At 73.3% G+C, this 16,026-nt stretch carries 14 protein-coding genes and 1 riboswitch; of the genes, 9 read left to right on the top strand and 5 right to left on the bottom strand.

All coding sequences use genetic code 11. From position 1 onward, the window contains the following. Nucleotides 1-17 precede the first annotated feature (17 nt). The gene (gene dprE2, locus ABTX60_RS04130; protein WP_352095522.1) at nt 18-773 is read left to right on the top strand and encodes a decaprenylphospho-beta-D-erythro-pentofuranosid-2-ulose 2-reductase; all 756 of its coding nucleotides are present in this window, start codon (nt 18-20) and stop codon (nt 771-773) included. A gap of 75 nt (nt 774-848) precedes the next feature. On the opposite strand, the gene ABTX60_RS04125 is transcribed toward dprE2, so the two are convergent. Together ABTX60_RS04125 and trpS are read right to left on the bottom strand one after the other, a co-directional pair. Then, entirely contained in the window at nt 849-1,427 is a 579-nt protein-coding gene (locus ABTX60_RS04125) for a 2'-5' RNA ligase family protein (protein ID WP_352095521.1), read from the bottom strand. Nucleotides 1,428-1,566: 139 nt separating this feature from the next. Beyond that, nucleotides 1,567-2,580 (bottom strand): tryptophan--tRNA ligase, encoded by a 1,014-nt coding sequence (gene trpS, locus ABTX60_RS04120; RefSeq protein WP_352095520.1) that lies wholly within the window; start codon nt 2,578-2,580, stop codon nt 1,567-1,569. A 198-nt stretch (nt 2,581-2,778) separates the two neighbouring features. On the opposite strand from trpS, the gene ABTX60_RS04115 reads away from it, so the two are divergent. Further along, a complete protein-coding gene (locus tag ABTX60_RS04115) occupies nt 2,779-3,474 on the top strand; it encodes a hypothetical protein (protein ID WP_352095519.1) in 696 nt (231 codons plus the stop codon). A gap of 13 nt (nt 3,475-3,487) precedes the next feature. Here the strand turns inward: ABTX60_RS04115 and ABTX60_RS04110 are convergent, their stop codons facing one another. The 3 genes from ABTX60_RS04110 to ABTX60_RS04100 all read right to left on the bottom strand — a co-directional run bounded on the left by ABTX60_RS04110 (nt 3,488) and on the right by ABTX60_RS04100 (nt 6,711). Continuing rightward, nucleotides 3,488-4,933, bottom strand: coding sequence for a glycine hydroxymethyltransferase (locus tag ABTX60_RS04110; RefSeq protein ID WP_352095518.1), 1,446 nt, complete (start codon nt 4,931-4,933; stop codon nt 3,488-3,490). A 31-nt stretch (nt 4,934-4,964) separates the two neighbouring features. Beyond that, nucleotides 4,965-5,051, bottom strand: a riboswitch (ZMP/ZTP riboswitch). Between the two features lie 112 nt (nt 5,052-5,163). Beyond that, entirely contained in the window at nt 5,164-6,345 is a 1,182-nt protein-coding gene (locus tag ABTX60_RS04105; protein WP_352095517.1) for a glutathionylspermidine synthase family protein, read from the bottom strand. 15 nt (nt 6,346-6,360) lie between these two features. Beyond that, nucleotides 6,361-6,711 carry a hypothetical protein gene (locus ABTX60_RS04100; protein ID WP_352095516.1) on the bottom strand — a complete coding sequence of 117 codons (351 nt, stop codon included), beginning with the start codon at nt 6,709-6,711 and terminating at the stop codon, nt 6,361-6,363. Between the two features lie 125 nt (nt 6,712-6,836). Here ABTX60_RS04100 and ABTX60_RS04095 point away from each other — a divergent pair, with 125 nt between their 5' ends. From ABTX60_RS04095 to ABTX60_RS04065, 7 genes are all read left to right on the top strand, one after another. Then, nucleotides 6,837-7,682, top strand: coding sequence for a DMT family transporter (locus ABTX60_RS04095; RefSeq protein WP_352095795.1), 846 nt, complete (start codon nt 6,837-6,839; stop codon nt 7,680-7,682). 117 nt (nt 7,683-7,799) lie between these two features. Beyond that, entirely contained in the window at nt 7,800-8,378 is a 579-nt protein-coding gene (locus tag ABTX60_RS04090; protein ID WP_352095515.1) for an antibiotic biosynthesis monooxygenase, read from the top strand. 30 nt (nt 8,379-8,408) lie between these two features. Then, a complete protein-coding gene (pabB, locus tag ABTX60_RS04085; RefSeq protein ID WP_352095514.1) occupies nt 8,409-10,823 on the top strand; it encodes an aminodeoxychorismate synthase component I in 2,415 nt (804 codons plus the stop codon). Then, the gene (locus ABTX60_RS04080; protein ID WP_352095513.1) at nt 10,820-12,343 is read left to right on the top strand and encodes an AMP-binding protein; all 1,524 of its coding nucleotides are present in this window, start codon (nt 10,820-10,822) and stop codon (nt 12,341-12,343) included. The genes pabB and ABTX60_RS04080 overlap by 4 nt, the downstream gene beginning before the upstream one ends. Before the next feature lie 23 nt (nt 12,344-12,366). Beyond that, a complete protein-coding gene (locus tag ABTX60_RS04075; RefSeq protein ID WP_352095512.1) occupies nt 12,367-13,926 on the top strand; it encodes a class I adenylate-forming enzyme family protein in 1,560 nt (519 codons plus the stop codon). Beyond that, nucleotides 13,923-15,101, top strand: coding sequence for an FAD-dependent oxidoreductase (locus ABTX60_RS04070; protein WP_352095511.1), 1,179 nt, complete (start codon nt 13,923-13,925; stop codon nt 15,099-15,101). Before ABTX60_RS04075 ends, ABTX60_RS04070 begins: the two co-directional genes overlap by 4 nt. A 63-nt stretch (nt 15,102-15,164) precedes the next feature. Next, the gene (locus tag ABTX60_RS04065) at nt 15,165-15,965 is read left to right on the top strand and encodes an aminotransferase class IV (protein ID WP_352095510.1); all 801 of its coding nucleotides are present in this window, start codon (nt 15,165-15,167) and stop codon (nt 15,963-15,965) included. Nucleotides 15,966-16,026 lie beyond the last annotated feature (61 nt).

Here is a 16,026-nt window from a genome sequence, read left to right as displayed (position 1 = left end):
CTCTAGGAGCTGCTGTCATGAAGGACGCCTTCGGCCTCCCCCAGTCCCTGCTCGTCCTCGGCGGTACGTCCGAGATCGCGCTGGCCACCGCCCGCCGCCTGATCGCCCGCCGTACCCGCACGGTCTGGCTGGCCGGCCGCCCCTCCCCCGCCCTGGAGGAGGCCGCCGGGCAGCTGCGCGGGCTGGGGGCCGACGTGCACACCGTCGCCTTCGACGCCCTCGACCCGGCCTCCCACGAGGCCGTGCTCGGCAAGGTCTTCGCCGAGGGCGACGTCGACATGGTGCTGCTCGCCTTCGGGCTGCTCGGTGACCAGGCCCGCGACGAGCGGGAGCCCGAGGCGGCGGTGCGGGTCGCGCAGACCAACTACACCGGCGCGGTCTCGGCGGGTCTGGTGTGCGCCCGCTCGCTCCAGTCCCAGGGACACGGCTCGCTGGTCGTGATGTCCTCCGTCGCGGGCGAGCGGGCCCGCCGCGCGAACTTCATCTACGGCTCCAGCAAAGCCGGCCTCGACGCCTTCGCGCAGGGCCTGGGCGACGCGCTGCACGGCACGGGCGTGCACGTCATGGTCGTACGCCCCGGCTTCGTGCGGACGCGGATGACGGCCGGGCTGCCGGAGGCGCCGCTGGCGACCACGCCCGAGGCGGTCGCGACGGCCGTGGAGCTGGGGCTGCGGCGCCGCTCGGAGACGGTGTGGGTGCCGGGGACGCTGCGGGTGGTGATGGCGGCGCTGCGGCACCTGCCACGCGGGGTGTTCCGGCGGCTGCCGATCTGACCGGCGAGGTGTTCCGGCGACTGCCGGTCCGACCGGCGAGGTGTTCCGGCGGCTGCCGGTCCGACCCGCGGGGGCTCAGCGGGTGGGAACCGAGCCGCGCTCCACCCGCCCGGCCTGCGGGGGGACCACCGAGCCGCCGAAGGGGAAGTCACGGAGCTTGCGCCAGACGCCGTCGGCGCCCTGCTCGTAGAGGGCGAAACCGGTGCAGGGCCACTCGGCCTCGTAACCGGAGAGTTCCTCGAAGGCGCGGTCCATGGCCGCCTCGTCGATGCCGTGCGCCACGGTGACGTGCGGATGGTAGGGGAACTGCAGTTCGCGGGCGGCCGGTCCGGCGGGGTCGCGGACCTGCTGCTGGAGCAGCGTGCAGGCCTCGGCGCCCGCGGCGACCCGGACGAACACCACCGGCGACAGCGGGCGGAAGGTGCCGGTGCCGGACAGCCGCATGGGGAAGGCGCGGCCCGCCGCGGCGACCTCGGCCAGATGCGCCTCGACGGCCGGCAGGGCGCTCTCGTCGACCTCCGTCGGCGGCAGCAGGGTGACATGCGTGGGGATGCCGTGAGCAGAGGCGTCGCCGAAGCCCGCGCGCAGCTGCTGGAGCTCGCTGCCGTGAGGCTCCGGGACCGCGATCGAAACACCGATCGTTACGGTCCCCACGTCGTCTCCCGTCGTGTCAGTGTGGCCGCTGATACGACCACCCGGTTATCGACTGTACGGCCACGACCGGGTTACGGGCAGGCGCAACCGGAGTGATGTACAGCGCTGTTCGGTGGTACGGCTGTGTGCGGGGGCCGGTTCAGTGCTTGGCGGGCAGGAAGCCGACCCTGTCGTAGGCCTGGGCGAGGGTCTCCGCGGCGACCGCGCGGGCCTTCTCGGCGCCCTTGGCCAGGATCGAGTCGAGCGTCTCGGGGTCGTCCAGGTACTGCTGGGTGCGCTCCCTGAACGGCGTGACGAACTCGACCATGACCTCGGCGAGGTCCGTCTTGAGCGCGCCGTACATCTTGCCGGTGTACTTCTCCTCCAGCTCGGCGATGCTCTCGCCGGTGAGGGTCGAGTAGATCGTCAGGAGGTTGCTGACGCCCGGCTTGTTCTCGGCGTCGAAGCGGATCACCGTCTCGGTGTCGGTGACGGCGCTCTTGACCTTCTTGGCCGTCGCCTTCGGCTCGTCGAGGAGGTTGATGAGGCCCTTCGGCGTGGACGCCGACTTGCTCATCTTGATCGACGGGTCCTGAAGGTCGTAGATCTTCGCCGTCTCCTTGAGGATGTACGGCTTCGGGAGGGTGAAGGTATCGCCGAAGCGGCCGTTGAAGCGCGTGGCGAGGTCGCGGGTGAGCTCGATGTGCTGGCGCTGGTCCTCGCCGACCGGGACCTCGTGGGCCTGGTAGAGCAGGATGTCCGCGACCTGGAGGATCGGGTACGTGAACAGGCCGACCGAGGCGCGCTCGGCGCCCTGCTTGGCGGACTTGTCCTTGAACTGGGTCATCCGGCCGGCCTCGCCGAAGCCGGTGAGGCAGTTCATGATCCAGGCGAGCTGGGCGTGCTCGGGGACGTGGCTCTGCACGAAGAGCGTGCAGCGGTCCGGGTCGAGACCCGCCGCGAGGAGCTGGGCCGCGGCCAGGCGCGTGTTCGCGCGCAGGTCCTTCGGGTCCTGCGGGATGGTGATCGCGTGCAGGTCGACGACCATGTAGAACGCGTCGTGGGTCTCCTGCAGGGCCACCCACTGGCGGACGGCGCCGAGGTAGTTGCCGAGGTGGAACGAGCCGGCGGTGGGCTGGATCCCGGAGAGCACGCGAGGTCGGTCAGAGGCCATGCTCACCATTCTCTCAGGTCCCGGAGGCCGATCCCGAACCGGCCGGAAACAGACGGGCACCCGTCCGGCCCCGGCGGTGTAACAAGGGGATGAGGCGCGGCAGGGGTATGACCCGTGCGGTGTTCGGGGCGGTGCAGACGGGGAGGGGGACCGATGCGGGCACGAGGCCGGGCGGGGAGAGGGAGGGGCCGGCGCGGGATGGTGCGGCGGGTGCTGGTGGTGGCGGTGGCGGGTGCTCTGGCCGGGGGCGTGGCGGTGACGTCCGCCGTGGCTCTCCCGCTGCGGCCGCGGGACGTCCCGGACGTGGCGATGGTCGTCGAGGGCGGCACGGGGCGGACGACGGCGGTGCGCTCGGGCCAGCCGGCCTTCGCCCGGCTGTGGCAGCTGCTCGAGCCCACGTTCAGGGGGACGGAGCGGGTTCCGCAGGAGTGGGCGGCGGGGCACTTCCCACCGGTGCGGCTGACGGTGGTCTGGGGGCTGTCCGGGGTCGGCGGCTGGCCCGCCACCAACCGGCCGCCGGGCGGGGACGTGGCCGTCGAGCGGCAGGACCAGCTGTTCGTGGCCGAGGACGGCACGCCGTGGGTGCGGTCGGATCCGACGCCCGCCGTGGAGGACGACGACATCCGCTGGCACCGGGCGCCGCGGTCGCTCTTCGACCGGCTGGACAGGGGGCGGCTGCTGGGAGACCCGGAGGACGGGCCCGTCGGGAGCGATGCCGCCGCCGGCCTGCCCGGGCCGGTGCGGGGTGAGGCCCGCTGGGCGGTGGCGGCGGGGGCGCTGGGGCTCGCGGCCGGAGCCGGCGGCACGCTGCTGATACGCCGCGCGGCGGCCCGGCGGGAAGCCGGACCGCCGCGGGAGGAGCCGCGTCAGGTACTGATCGACCTGGACGAATGAGAGGCCGTGGGCGTCAGCCCAGGTCGATCTCCGGGTACAGCGGGAAACCGGCCACGAGGTCGGTGGCGCGGCGGGAGATCTCGTCGGCGATCTTCGCGTCGAGGACGTGGGACGCCTTGGAGGGGGCGCCCGACTTGGTCGTGCCCGGCTCCGTGGTGGTGAGGACACGGTCGATGAGGCCGGCGACCTCGTCCATCTCGGCGGTGCCCAGGCCACGGGTGGTCAGGGCGGGGGTGCCGATGCGGATGCCGGACGTGTACCAGGCGCCGTTCGGGTCGGCGGGGATCGCGTTGCGGTTGGTGACGATGCCCGAGTCGAGCAGGGCGGCCTCGGCCTGGCGGCCGGTGAGGCTGTAGGAGGAGGCGACGTCGATCAGGTTCAGGTGGTTGTCCGTACCGCCGGTCACCAGGGTCGCGCCGCGGCGCATCAGGCCTTCGGCGAGGGCGCGGGAGTTGTCGACGATGTGCTGGGCGTAGTCGCGGAAGGACTCCTGGCGGGCCTCCGCGAGGGCGACGGCCTTGGCGGCCATGACGTGCGGGAGCGGGCCGCCGAGGACCATCGGGCAGCCGCGGTCGACCTGGTCCTTCAGGGAGTCGTCGCACAGGACCATGCCGCCGCGGGGGCCGCGCAGCGACTTGTGGGTGGTCGTCGTCACGATCTGGGCGTGCGGGACCGGGTCGAAGTCGCCGGTGAGGACCTTGCCCGCGACCAGGCCGGCGAAGTGCGCCATGTCGACCATGAGCGTCGCGCCGACCTCGTCGGCGATCTCGCGCATGATCCGGAAGTTCACCAGACGGGGGTAGGCCGAGTAGCCCGCGACGATGATCAGCGGCTTGAACTCGCGGGCGGAGGTGCGCAGCGCCTCGTAGTCGATGAGGCCCGTGGCCGGGTCCGTGCCGTAGGAGCGCTGGTCGAACATCTTGCCGGAGATGTTCGGGCGGAAGCCGTGGGTGAGGTGACCGCCGGCGTCCAGGGACATGCCGAGCATGCGCTGGTTGCCGAAGGCCTGGCGCAGCTCGGCCCAGTCGGCGTCGGTCAGGTCGTTGACCTGGCGGGCGCCGGTCTTCTCCAGGAAGGGCACCTCGACGCGGGCGCCGAGGACGGCCCAGAAGGCGACGAGGTTGGCGTCGATGCCGGAGTGCGGCTGGACGTAGGCGTGGCGGGCGCCGAAGAGCTCCTTGGCGTGCTCGGCGGCGAGGGACTCGACGGTGTCGACGTTGCGGCAGCCGGCGTAGAAGCGGCGGCCGACGGTGCCCTCGGCGTACTTGTCGCTGAACCAGTTGCCCATGGTCAGGAGCGTGGCCGGGGAGGCGTAGTTCTCGGAGGCGATCAGCTTGAGCATCTCGCGCTGGTCGGCGACCTCCTGGCCGATGGCGTCCGCCACGCGGGGTTCGACGGCGCGGATGACGTCGAGGGCGGCGCGGTAGGCGGTGGAAGCGGGGGTGAGCTCTGCTGACATGGGGACCTCCGGACGTTGCGTTCAGCGTTCACGGTACGGCCCAGGCGCACGGCTCTGTCTGCTCGGGCCGCTCCCCGATGGTTGGTCCCATCCCAGCGCGCCAGTCACGGCCCGTGAGCAGCCTACCGGGTGGGGTGGGCGGGGAGCGTCTGCCGGGTTGCTCTTCGTCGCCGAGTGCGGGTTGTCCGTGGCTGATCGCGCAGTTCCCCGCGCCCCTGAAAAGCAGGTCACTAAAGGATCACGTGGGGCAGGAAGCGGGCGTACTCGTCCGTTATCAGGCCCGAGGACTCGCGGATGCCCAGGCCCGCCGACTCGTCTTCCACCACCCAGGCTCCCAGGACCACCCGGTTGCCGTCGAAGTCGGGGAGGGGGGCGAGCTGCTGGTAGCAGCAAGGTTCGTCGCGCAGGACGGGGGCCGTGCCGGGGTCGTGGATCGTGACGCCCGCGCCCTCGCGGCCCAGGAGGGGCTTGGCCACCCAGCCCGTGGTGGACAGGCCGCGGGGGCCGTCCAGGTACGCGGGGAGGAGGTTCGGGTGGTCCGGGTACAGCTCCCAGAGGATCGCGAGCAGCGCCTTGTTGCTGAGGAGCATCTTCCAGGCCGGTTCTATCCACAGGGTGGAGCCCGTGCCGCCGCCGTTGTCGAGGGTGTCCAGGACGTGGTCCGCGAAGCGGTCGGTGGTGAGCCACTCCCACGGGTAGAGCTTGAAGATGCTGCGGATGAAGCGGAGGCGGTTGTCGACGAAGCGGCCGGAGAGGCGGTCCCAGCCGATCTCCTCCATGGCGATCCAGTCGGTGGCCATGCCCGCCTGCTCGGCCGTCTCCTTGAGGTAGGCGACCGTCATCATGTCCTCGCCGAGTTCGTCGGCGGAGGAGTACGCGAAGTACAAAGGGCTGCCGGGCGGGAGGAGGGCGGCCTGCTTCTGCCACGCGTCGATGAGGCGTTCGTGGAGGGAGTTCCACTGGTCGGCGCCGGGGAAGCGGTCCTCCATCCAGAACCACTGGGGGGAAGCGGCCTCGACCAGGGAGGTGGGGGTGTCGGCGTTGTACTCCAGGAGCTTGGCCGGGCCGGTGCCGTCGTAGCGGAGGTCGAAGCGGCCGTAGACCGAGGGGAGTTCGGCTCGGCGCTGCCAGGCCTCGGCGACCGTGCGGGCCACGCGGGGGTCGGTGATGCCGAGGTCGGAGAAGCGGTCCTCGGTGACGATGTGGGCGGCCGCCGCCAGGCACATGCGGTGGAGGTCCTCGACGACCTCTTCGAGGGCCTCGATCTCCTCCAGCGAGAAGACGTAGTACGCGCTCTCGTCCCAGTAGGGGCGCAGTGAGTCGTCCGGGTAGCGGGTCAGGGGGTAGATCAGGCCCTGTTCCTCGACGGTCTGCTGCCAACCGGGGCGGGGTTCGGCGGTTCTGCGTTCCATCTGCCGTGTCCGCCCTCAGCCGCCGCCGCTGCCCGAGCCCGAGCAGCCGAAGCCGCCCCGGTCGACGGCCTCGCTGCGGCTGAAGGTGCCGTCGTCGGCGTAGCCGCCGCTGACGTCGGCGTCGTAGTACCAGTCGGCGTCGGTGCTCTTGGCCTTGCCGGTCTTGCGGCCCTTGCCCGAGGAGGAGGTGCCGGACGAGCAGTTCCTGTCGGCGACGATCTTGTAGCCGTTGATGTAGTCGTAGCTGTCCCGGTCCACGCAGCGGCGGTCCGGGTCGGAGCCACAGGCGGACAGGGCCGCCGCGAGGACGCCCATGCCACCCAGCACCACCGTGCTCGAGCGCAGTCGCCGCCGTGTCTCAGCCATGTGCGTGTCTCCCCGTGTCTCCCCGTCGTGCACTGACAGACGGTCAGCCTAGAGATGGGTGAGGACGGGCGCGCACGGCCCCCCGTTCGCGGCCGCTCGCCTACTGTCGATTTGTGATCTTTGGAATGCTGTGCGCCCTTGGTGCGGCGGTCTGCTTCGGTACGGCGACGGTGTTGCAGGCGATCGCCGCGCGGTCGGCGGCGGCGACCGGGCCGGGCGGGGACGTGGCGCTGCTGTGGCGGGCGCTGCGGCAGTGGCGGTATCTGGCGGGCCTCGCGCTGGACGGGCTCGGCTTCGTGCTGCAGATCCTGGCGCTGCGGTCGGTGCCGATCTACGCCGTGGGGGCGGCGCTGGCCGCGAGCCTCGCGGTGACGGCCGTGGTCGCGGCGCCGCTGCTCACGGTGCGGCTGAGCCGTGTGGAGTGGGCGGCGGTGGCGGTGGTGTGTGCCGGGCTCGCGCTGCTGGGGCTGGCCTCCGGGGCGGAGGGTGACGAGGAGGGGCCGGCCTGGCTGCAGTGGGCGATGCTCGGGGCGGCGGCCGGGGTGCTGCTGCTCGGGGCCGCGGCCGGGCGGCTGTCGGAGCGGGGGCGGGCGCTGACGCTCGGCCTGGGGGCGGGGCTGGGGTTCGGGGTGGTGGAGGTGTCGGTACGGCTCATCGACGGGTTCTCGGCCGGTGAGCTGTTCCCCGATCCGGCGACCTACGCGCTGCTGCTCGGCGGCGGGGCGGCCTTCCTGTTGCTCACCACGGCCCTGCAGCGCGGGTCGGTGACGACGGCGACGGCCGGGCTGGTGCTCGGGGAGACCGTCGCGCCCGCGCTGATCGGTGTGGTGTGGCTCGGGGACCGTACGCGGCCGGGGCTGGGATGGCTGGCGATCCTCGGTTTCGCGGTGGCGGTGGCGGGGGCGCTGGCGCTGTCGCGGTTCGGGGAGGCGCCGGTGGAGGCGGAGGAGCACGCCGTCGCACCGCGGTGAGGGACGGCGCTTTCCGGCTGCGGAAAAGTCCGAACCTTCGGGGGTGATCTTGCGAACGACCGGAAAATTGTTTGTTGAATCTTGAACGCGGGGTGAGCGCTTTCCGTATGGGACGGCGTGACCAGTAATCCCGTCACGGTCACCGTGGCCTATCGCGTGTCGCCGGGCCGTGCGGCCGACTTCCACTCCTGGGGGTGGGCCATGCTGGCCGCGACCGCGCGGCAGCCGGGATTTCTGGGGGGTGGGGTACTTGTCGACGGAGGGGCGGAGTGGCATGTCGTCTATCGCTTCGCCAGCGAGGGTTCGGCCCTGGCTTGGGAGAAATCAAACTCCCGGGAGCGGTGGGACGCCCGGCTGGAGGGGGTCGCCCGGGAGGCGGAGCGCCGGAGGGTGCCGGGCGCCCGGGCCTGGTTCGACGCGCAGACGCTGACCCCCGCGCCGCCGGCTCCGCCGTCGAAATGGAAACTGTGGTTCGTGAATATGAGCGCGGTTTTCCCACCGGTGCTCCTGTTCAATCTGACGGTCCTCCCCTATCTCGGTGACCTCAATGCACTGTTTCGCACGCTGTTGTTGTGTCTGTGTGTGACGGCTCTTGTCACCTGGATTCTCATGCCTCGGCTCCAGCGTTTCTTCAGGAAATGGCTGTACCCGTCGCTCCAGGCACTGCGCGGCCGGCACAAACGCCGGGCCACATAGGCCCGCGAACGAACAGAGGGAGGTGGGCGGGTGAAGACCCTGCTCATCGACAATTACGACTCGTACACGTACAACCTGTTCCAGCTGATCGCCGAGGTCAACGGCGAGGAGCCGGTGGTGGTCCGGAACGACGCGCCCGTCGACGGTCTCCCTGATCTCCGGGCGTTCGACAACCTCGTCGTCTCCCCCGGCCCCGGGCACCCGGGCGAGGCGCGTGACTTCGGCATCGGGGGCAGGCTGCTCGCGACTTCCCCGGTTCCGGTGCTCGGGGTGTGTCTGGGGCATCAGGGCATCGCGATCGGGGAGTCCGGTCTGGTGGGGCCCGCTCCGGAGCCGCGGCACGGGCATCTGTCCACGGTCCGGCACGACGGGCGCGACCTGTTCCACGGGCTGCCGCAGCACTTCACCGCCGTCCGCTACCACTCCCTGGCCGTGCGCGAGCCGCTGCCCAAGACGCTGGAGGCCACCGCCTGGGCGGAGGACGGCGTCCTGATGGGGCTCCGGCACCGCAGCCGGCCGCTGTGGGGGGTGCAGTTCCATCCGGAGTCGGTCCTCACGGAGTACGGGCACCGCATGCTCGTGAACTTCCGCAATCTCACCGCCCAGCGGGCCGGGAAGCTGCGCACGAAGAACACGGCCGTGCCGTCGCACGAGGGGGTCCGGCGGCGCCCGGGCGTCCCGGAGTACGCCACGGGGGTGTGGCGAGCGGGGGCGGCCCCCTCGGACACCGAGCGCCCGCGCAAGCCCGCGACGGCGGCCGTCTTCCAGGTCGCCGCGGTCTCCCGGGCGGCAGTCGTGCCCCTCGGCGCGGCGAAACTGCCGGGCGGGGCCTCTCCGGCGCACGGCGGCGTCCCGGCCGCGGGGCTGGGCACGCCCGTCGGCGTCGATGGGTCTGCCGCCGCGCATGCGCCCTCCGCCGGCTTCCCCCGGCCCCGTCGTCCCGGGCGGGCCGGGTATCGGCTGCACACCCGGCGGATGAGCGGTGCCGTCGACACCGAGGCGGTCTTCGAGCGCCTGTTCGCGGGGTCGCCGCGGTCCTTCTGGCTGGACAGTTCGCTGGTCGAGCCGGGGCGGTCGCGGTTCTCGTTCCTCGGGGACGACCAGGGGCCGCTCGCCGAGTTCGTGCGGTACGACGTCGCCGCCGGGCAGTGCGAGATCGAGCGGGCGGATCGGCCGGTGCGGCGGGTCAGGGCGAGTGTCTTCGACTATCTGAAGCGGCAGTTGACGACCCGCCGGGTGGACGCGACGGGGCTGCCGTTCGACTTCACCGGCGGCTATGTCGGCTACTTCGGCTACGAGATGAAGGCCGACTGCGGGTCGTCCAGCCGGCACCGCTCCCCCGCCCCGGACGCCGCCTGGCTGTTCGCCGACCGGGTGATCGCGGTGGACCACGAGGAGGGCTTCACCTACGTCGTGTGCCTGGCGGAGGACACCCCGCAGGCCGCGCGGGAGGCCGCCGACTGGCTGGACGGTGTGCTGGCCGGCCTCTCCTGCGTGACGACGGAGCGCCCGCCGCTGCCCGCGCCGCCGGCCCCGGCCGACCCCGGCGCCGCCGAGCCGTGGCTGGTGCGCGACCGGACGACGTACCTCGCGGACATCGAAGCCTGCCGACAGGCGCTGCGGGCGGGCACCAGCTACGAGGTCTGCCTGACGAACGCCGCCCGGCTGCCCGCTCCGCCCGACGCGCTGGAGTTCTACCGGACGCTGCGCCGCGACAACCCGGCCCCCTACGCGGCGTTCCTGAGGTTCGGCGAACTGGAGGTGGCCGGTTCCTCGCCCGAGCGGTTCCTGCGGATCGGCCGGGACGGCACCGCCGAGGCCCGGCCCATCAAGGGCACCGCGCCCCGGGGCGACGGGCCGGAGGAGGACGCCCGGCTGCGGGACGCGCTCGCGGCGGACGCCAAGACCCGGGCCGAGAACCTGATGATCGTCGACCTGCTGCGCAACGACCTGGGGCAGGTCTGCCGCACCGGGACCGTACGGGTCTCCCGGCTGATGGCCACGGAGACGTACGCCACCGTGCACCAGCTGGTGTCGACCGTGGAAGGCAGGCTCCGGCCCGGCACGGACGCGGTGGACTGCGTGCGGGCCTGCTTCCCGGGCGGGTCCATGACCGGCGCGCCGAAGCTGCGCACGCTGGAGATCATCGACTCGCTGGAGACCGAGGCCCGCGGGGTCTACTCCGGCGCCCTCGGCTACTTCGGCTGCGGCGGCGGCGCGGACCTCAGCATCGTGATCCGGACCGCCGTCTTCGCCGACGGCCAGGTGCATCTGGGAGCGGGGGGCGCGATCGTGCTCGGCTCCGACCCGGAGGCCGAGTACGAGGAGATGCTGCTGAAGACGGCGGCCCCGATGCGGGCCCTGCACCAGCACACCGCCGGCCGGACGCGCCGGCAGCCGCCGCCGGGGCAGAAGGCCGGTGCGGCCGGGGAGGCCCGGCGATGACCAGTCCGCAAGCCACCCTGAGCCCGGCCGGGACCGGGGCGCCCGGGAACCTCGCGGCCCACCTGGCGGAACTCGCCGAGCGGCGCGGATGGACCGGTCGGACCGCCTTCCACCAGGGGCACCGCGCCTGGACCCACGGCGAGGTGCACGACCTCGCCGCCCGGGCGGCCACCGTGCTGGCCGGCCACGGGGTGCGCCCCGGCGACCGTGTGCTGCTCGCGCTGCCGGACTCCCTCGCCTGGGTGACGGCCTTCCTCGCCACCGCCCGCCTCGGTGCCGTAGCGGTCCTGGTCAACCCCGAGCTCCCGGCCGCCGACCACGCCTTCCTGGCCGGGGACACCGAGGCCGTGCTGTGTGTGACGGGGCCGGGCCCGGAGGGGCGGTTCGCCGCCCGGGCGGTGCTCGGTGCCGACCAGCTGATGGCCCTCACCCCCGCCGCCGCGCCCGCCCCCGCGCACCGGGTGGACGCGAGGAGCCCGCTCTACGTGCAGTACACCTCCGGCACCACGGGCCGCCCCAAGGGCGTCGTGCACACGCACGGCGATCCCCGCACATACCACGACCTGGTCGGGCGGCGCGTGCTGCGGATCACCGCGGAGGACGTCACCCTGTCGGTGTCGAAGCTGTTCTTCGCCTACGGCTTCGGCAACGCGTTCGTCTTCCCGCTGTTCTCCGGCTCGTCCGCCGTCCTGGTCGACCGGCGGCCCTCCCCGGCGACCATCGACGAGCTCGTGGCCCGGCACCGGGTGACGCTGCTGTACTCCGTGCCGTCCGCGTACGCCGCGCTCGTCGCCGAGCGGGGCCACGGGCACCAGGGCTGCTTCGCCTCGGTGCGGGCGGCGGTGTCGGCCGGCGAGGGGCTGCCGGAGGGGCTGGCCCGGCAGGTGACCGCCCTGCTGGACGCTCCGGTGCTGGAGCAGATCGGCTCCACCGAGGCCGGTCACGCGTTCTGCGCCAACGGCTTCGCCCACAACCACCCGGGCACCGTGGGGCTTCCCGTACCCGGCTTCGAGGTGGAGCTGCGCGACCGTGACGGGCATCCGGTGCCGGACGGCGCCGAGGGCGAGATGTGGGTGCGCGGGCCGACGGTGACGCCCGGCTATCTCGGCCGGCCCGAGGAGAGCGCCCGGACCCTCGTGGGCGGCTGGCTGGCCACGCGGGACCGGGCCCGCCGCGAACCGGACGGCACCTATCGGCATCTGGGCCGCGTCGACGACATGGAGATGGTCGGCGGCATCACCGTCTCCCCGCTGGAGGTGGAGGCCGTGCTGCGCGGCCATCCGGCGGTGCGGGAGGTGGCCGTCGCGGCGGTTCCCGACGGGCGCGGCGCGAGCCGGCTGCGGGCCTTCGTGGTCCCCGCGGCGCCCGTACGCGACGGTCTGGCCGACGAGTTGACCGGCCTGGCGCGCGAGAGCCTCGCCGCGTTCAAGGTCCCCCGCAGCGTCAGCTTCGTCCCGTCGCTGCCCCGGACCCCGACCGGGAAGCTCCGCCGCCATCTGGTCCGCAAGGGCGCCTGGTGACCACCACGGAGAGGAACGACCCCATGAGACAGCACGTGCTCGCCGACCGAGGGTTCTACCTGGGACCGGTGTTCCGGCGTGCGGCCGACCGGCACGGCGCGGTCTTCGTCACCCTCGACCGGCCGCTGGACGTCGCCCCCTCCCTCGGGGCCGACCTGAGCTACACGGTGCTGGCCGAGGTGGTCGAGGAGTTGTCGGGCCGGTTGTGGGAGGCCGGGGTGCGGCCCTCGGAGCAGGTCGTCGTACACAAGGCGGACAACGTCGACATCATGCTGCTGACCTGCGCGATCTCCCGTATCGGGGCCGTGCCCGTGCTGCTGTCGCCGGCGCTGGCCCCGGAGGTGGCCGGGCAGCTCCTCGCACGGCTGCGGCAGCCCTGGCTGGTCACCGACGCCGCGACGCTGGACGGCCTGAAGGACATCGCCCTGTCCGGGCTCGTGCGGCGGACGCTGTCCGTAAACGACGCGCCCCGTGCCGAGCCCCTGGCGAAGTACACCGGCGCCGAACCGCCCCCGCCCGTCCGGCTGCACCCCCGCGAACCCGCCCTGATCACCCACAGCTCGGGCACCACCGGCGTCCCCAAGCTGGCCGTGCACTGCGCGCGGACCATGTGGAACCGGCTCGTGCCGCAGCAGGCGATGGGCCGGCCCACCCGGGGCGAGACCGCCGCGCTGCACATGTCGTTCGCGCACTCGCGCTTCTACCATCTGCTCGGCGTGCTGCTGCACTTCGGCAGCCCGCTCGTGCTGATCACCGACCCGGACCCGGCCGCGGTGGGCCCGCTGCTGGTCCGGCACCGGCCCGGCATCGTGGAGACGCACCCCAACACGTTCGTGCTGTGGGAGGAACTGGCCGGAGCGCCCGGGGCGCCGCTGTCCCGGGTCAGGTCGTACGGCTCGACGTTCGACGCGATCCATCCGCGCACCGTGCGGCGGCTGCTGGACGCCTCGCGGCGCCGCACGCCCTGGCTGATCCAGCTGTACGGGCAGAGCGAGACGGGCCCGGTGGCGTTCCAGGTGGTGACCCGGCGCAGTGCGGCCCGGGCGGACGGCCGCCGGGTCGGGTTCGGGATACCCGGCTTCACCCGGGTCCGGGTCACCGACGCCGAGGGCGCACGGGTCCCGCCCGGCACCCCGGGCCGGATCGAGGCGCGCACGCGGGGCCGGATCCTCACCTACCTCGGCATGCCGGACCGCTACGACCGTCAGCTCACCGACGGCTGGTGGGAGATGGGCGACCTGGGCTACCGGGACCGGCTGGGCGCGCTGTACCTGATCGACCGGGAGGTCGACCGGATCGACGCGGTGCACAGCAACCTGGAGGTCGAGGACGCCCTGATGTCCCGGCTGGAGGAATTGCGCGAGGTCGTGATCGTGCCGGGGGCGGACCGCGAGCCGGTGCCGGTGGTGTGCGTGCGCGGCGAGCGGCCCCTGGACCCGGAGCGCTGGCGGCGGGCCACGGCCGGGCTGCCGCCGATGGCCGAGCCCCGTCAGTGGCGGTTCGAGGAACTGCCGATGACGGCGACCTGGAAGGTGAAGCGGGTGGAGATCGCCCGGATGCTCGCCCAGGGCGTGCGGGCGTGACCCCGGTCGTGGTCGTGGGCGCCGGGCCGGTGGGGCTGTCGGCGGCCCTCGCGCTACGGGCGCACGGCCTGCCGGTCACGCTGCTGGAGGCCGACCCCGAGGACCGTGAACGGCCTGGCAGCCGGGCCCTGTTCGTGCACCGGGAGACCCTCGCCCTGCTGGACGCGATGCTGCCCGGCCTCGCCGCCGAGGTCACCTCGTTCGGGCGGACCTGGCACACCAGGCGCACCCTCTACCGGGGCCGTGAGGTCTACGCCCGGACCTTCCCGCCCCCGTCCGGGCCGCCGCCCTTCACCAGCCTGCGCCAGACCGACACCGAGCGGTTCCTGCGCGCGGCCTGTGAGCGGGCCGGGGTGGACTTCGTGTGGGACGCCCGCGTGACGGGCGTGCACAGCACGGACAGCGGGGTCCGGCTGACGGGGGCGGACGGGCGGGAGTGGAGCGCTTCCCGTGTCGTCGCCGCCGACGGGGCCCGCTCCGCGGTCCGGCGCGCGCTGGGCATCGAGCTGGAGGGCACCCGCGGCGAGGGCTTCCACGTCGTCGTGGACGTCGCCGATGTGCCGAGGGCCGAGCTGCCGTGGGAGCGGGTGTTCCACTACGAGCATCCCGGAGCCGGCGGGCGCAGTGTGATGCGGGTGCCGTTCACCGGCGGCTTCCAGGTCGACCTGCAGTGCCGCGACGCGGACCGGCCGGAGGAGTTCGGCACCGAGGAGGCCGTACGGCGCTGGCTGCCCGCGATCGTCGGGGACGGCTACGGCGAGCGCGTCCTGTGGGTGTCGACGTACCGCTTCGTGCGCAAGGTGGCGGCCTCGTTCGCCGATCCGCACCGGCGGGTGCTGCTGGCCGGTGAGGCGGCGCATCTCTTCCCGCCGTTCGGGGCGCGCGGGATGAACAGCGGGATCGCGGACGCGGCGGCCGCCGCCGAGGCGATCGCCGCCGGGACCGGCGAGGCGGTCGCGCACTTCGCGGAGGTGCGGCGCGCGGCGGGCCTGTTCAACAGCGCCGCGGCCGGTACGGCGCTGGACCATCTGCGGCCGCGCCGCCGGGTCGTCCGGGTCAGACAGCGGGCCGCGGCGGCGCTGGCACCCGTGCTGCCCTGGTGTGGATCCTGGCTGGAGCACGCGCCGTACGGGCCCCGGCACGGGGCGCCCGCGGTCGCGGGCCGCAGGTACTGAGGGCGATCCTCGGTGACGAGACCGGCGGTGGAGCGGGCCGCACGTACTGAGGAGGGCCTTGTGGTGACGGGACAGGCGGTGGCGGAGGGCCTGTGGGCGTGGACGCCCGGCGGTGGGCCGGTCCCGGCCTCGGAGCGGACGGACGGAGGACGGCTGCTCGTGGCGGACTCCTGGCTGCTGCGCGAGGGCCGGGTGCGGGCCTACGCCCGGCACCGGGAGAGGTTCTCGCGCTCCTGCGGTGACTGCGGCGGGCTCGAGCCGCGCCGGCTCGCGGAGTTCTGGCAGGACGTGACCGCCGTCCTGCCGCGCACGGGGGTGTGGTTCCCCCGGGTGGAACTGGCGGCGGGCTCCCTGGAGTTGCGGCTGCGGTTGCGGCCCGCTCCGCCGCTCGGCACCGGAGTTCGTCTCTGGGCGGCGGGCCAGTCCGATCCGCGGACCGTGCCCCGCCGCAAGGGCCCCGACCTGGACACCCTGGCCCGGGTGCGGCGCCGTGCCGCGGGCGAGGGCGCGGAGGAGGCGGTGCTGATCGCCGCCTCGGGCACGGTCCTGGAGTCGTCCACCGCCGGTGTCCTGTGGTGGGAGGACGACACCCTGTGCCTGCCCCCGCCGCGGCTGCCCGTGCTGCCGAGTGTGACGGCCGGGCTCGTCCAGGAGCGGGCGCTGCGTTCCGGGTTCCGGATCGCGCACCGGGAGCGGACCGTGGCCGAACTGGACGGCCGTGAGGTCTGGCTGGTGAACGCGTTGCACGGCATCCGGCCGGTGACGGGCTGGATCGGACGGCCGATGCGAGTCCCTCCGGTGGAACGGGCCGGGGAATGGCGGGCATGGCTGGACGGCATGATGGAGCCGCTTTCGGACGGCTGAATCGCGCGGAAAACAGCGACGCCGGGTCGCATTCGACCCGGCGGGTTTTTCCTGCCGCCTT

Origin of the sequence: Streptomyces sp. NPDC126510 (assembly GCF_040302345.1) — a bacterium.
Taxonomy (GTDB): Bacteria; Actinomycetota; Actinomycetes; order Streptomycetales; family Streptomycetaceae; genus Streptomyces.
This window is presented reverse-complemented; position numbering and strand designations above follow the sequence as displayed.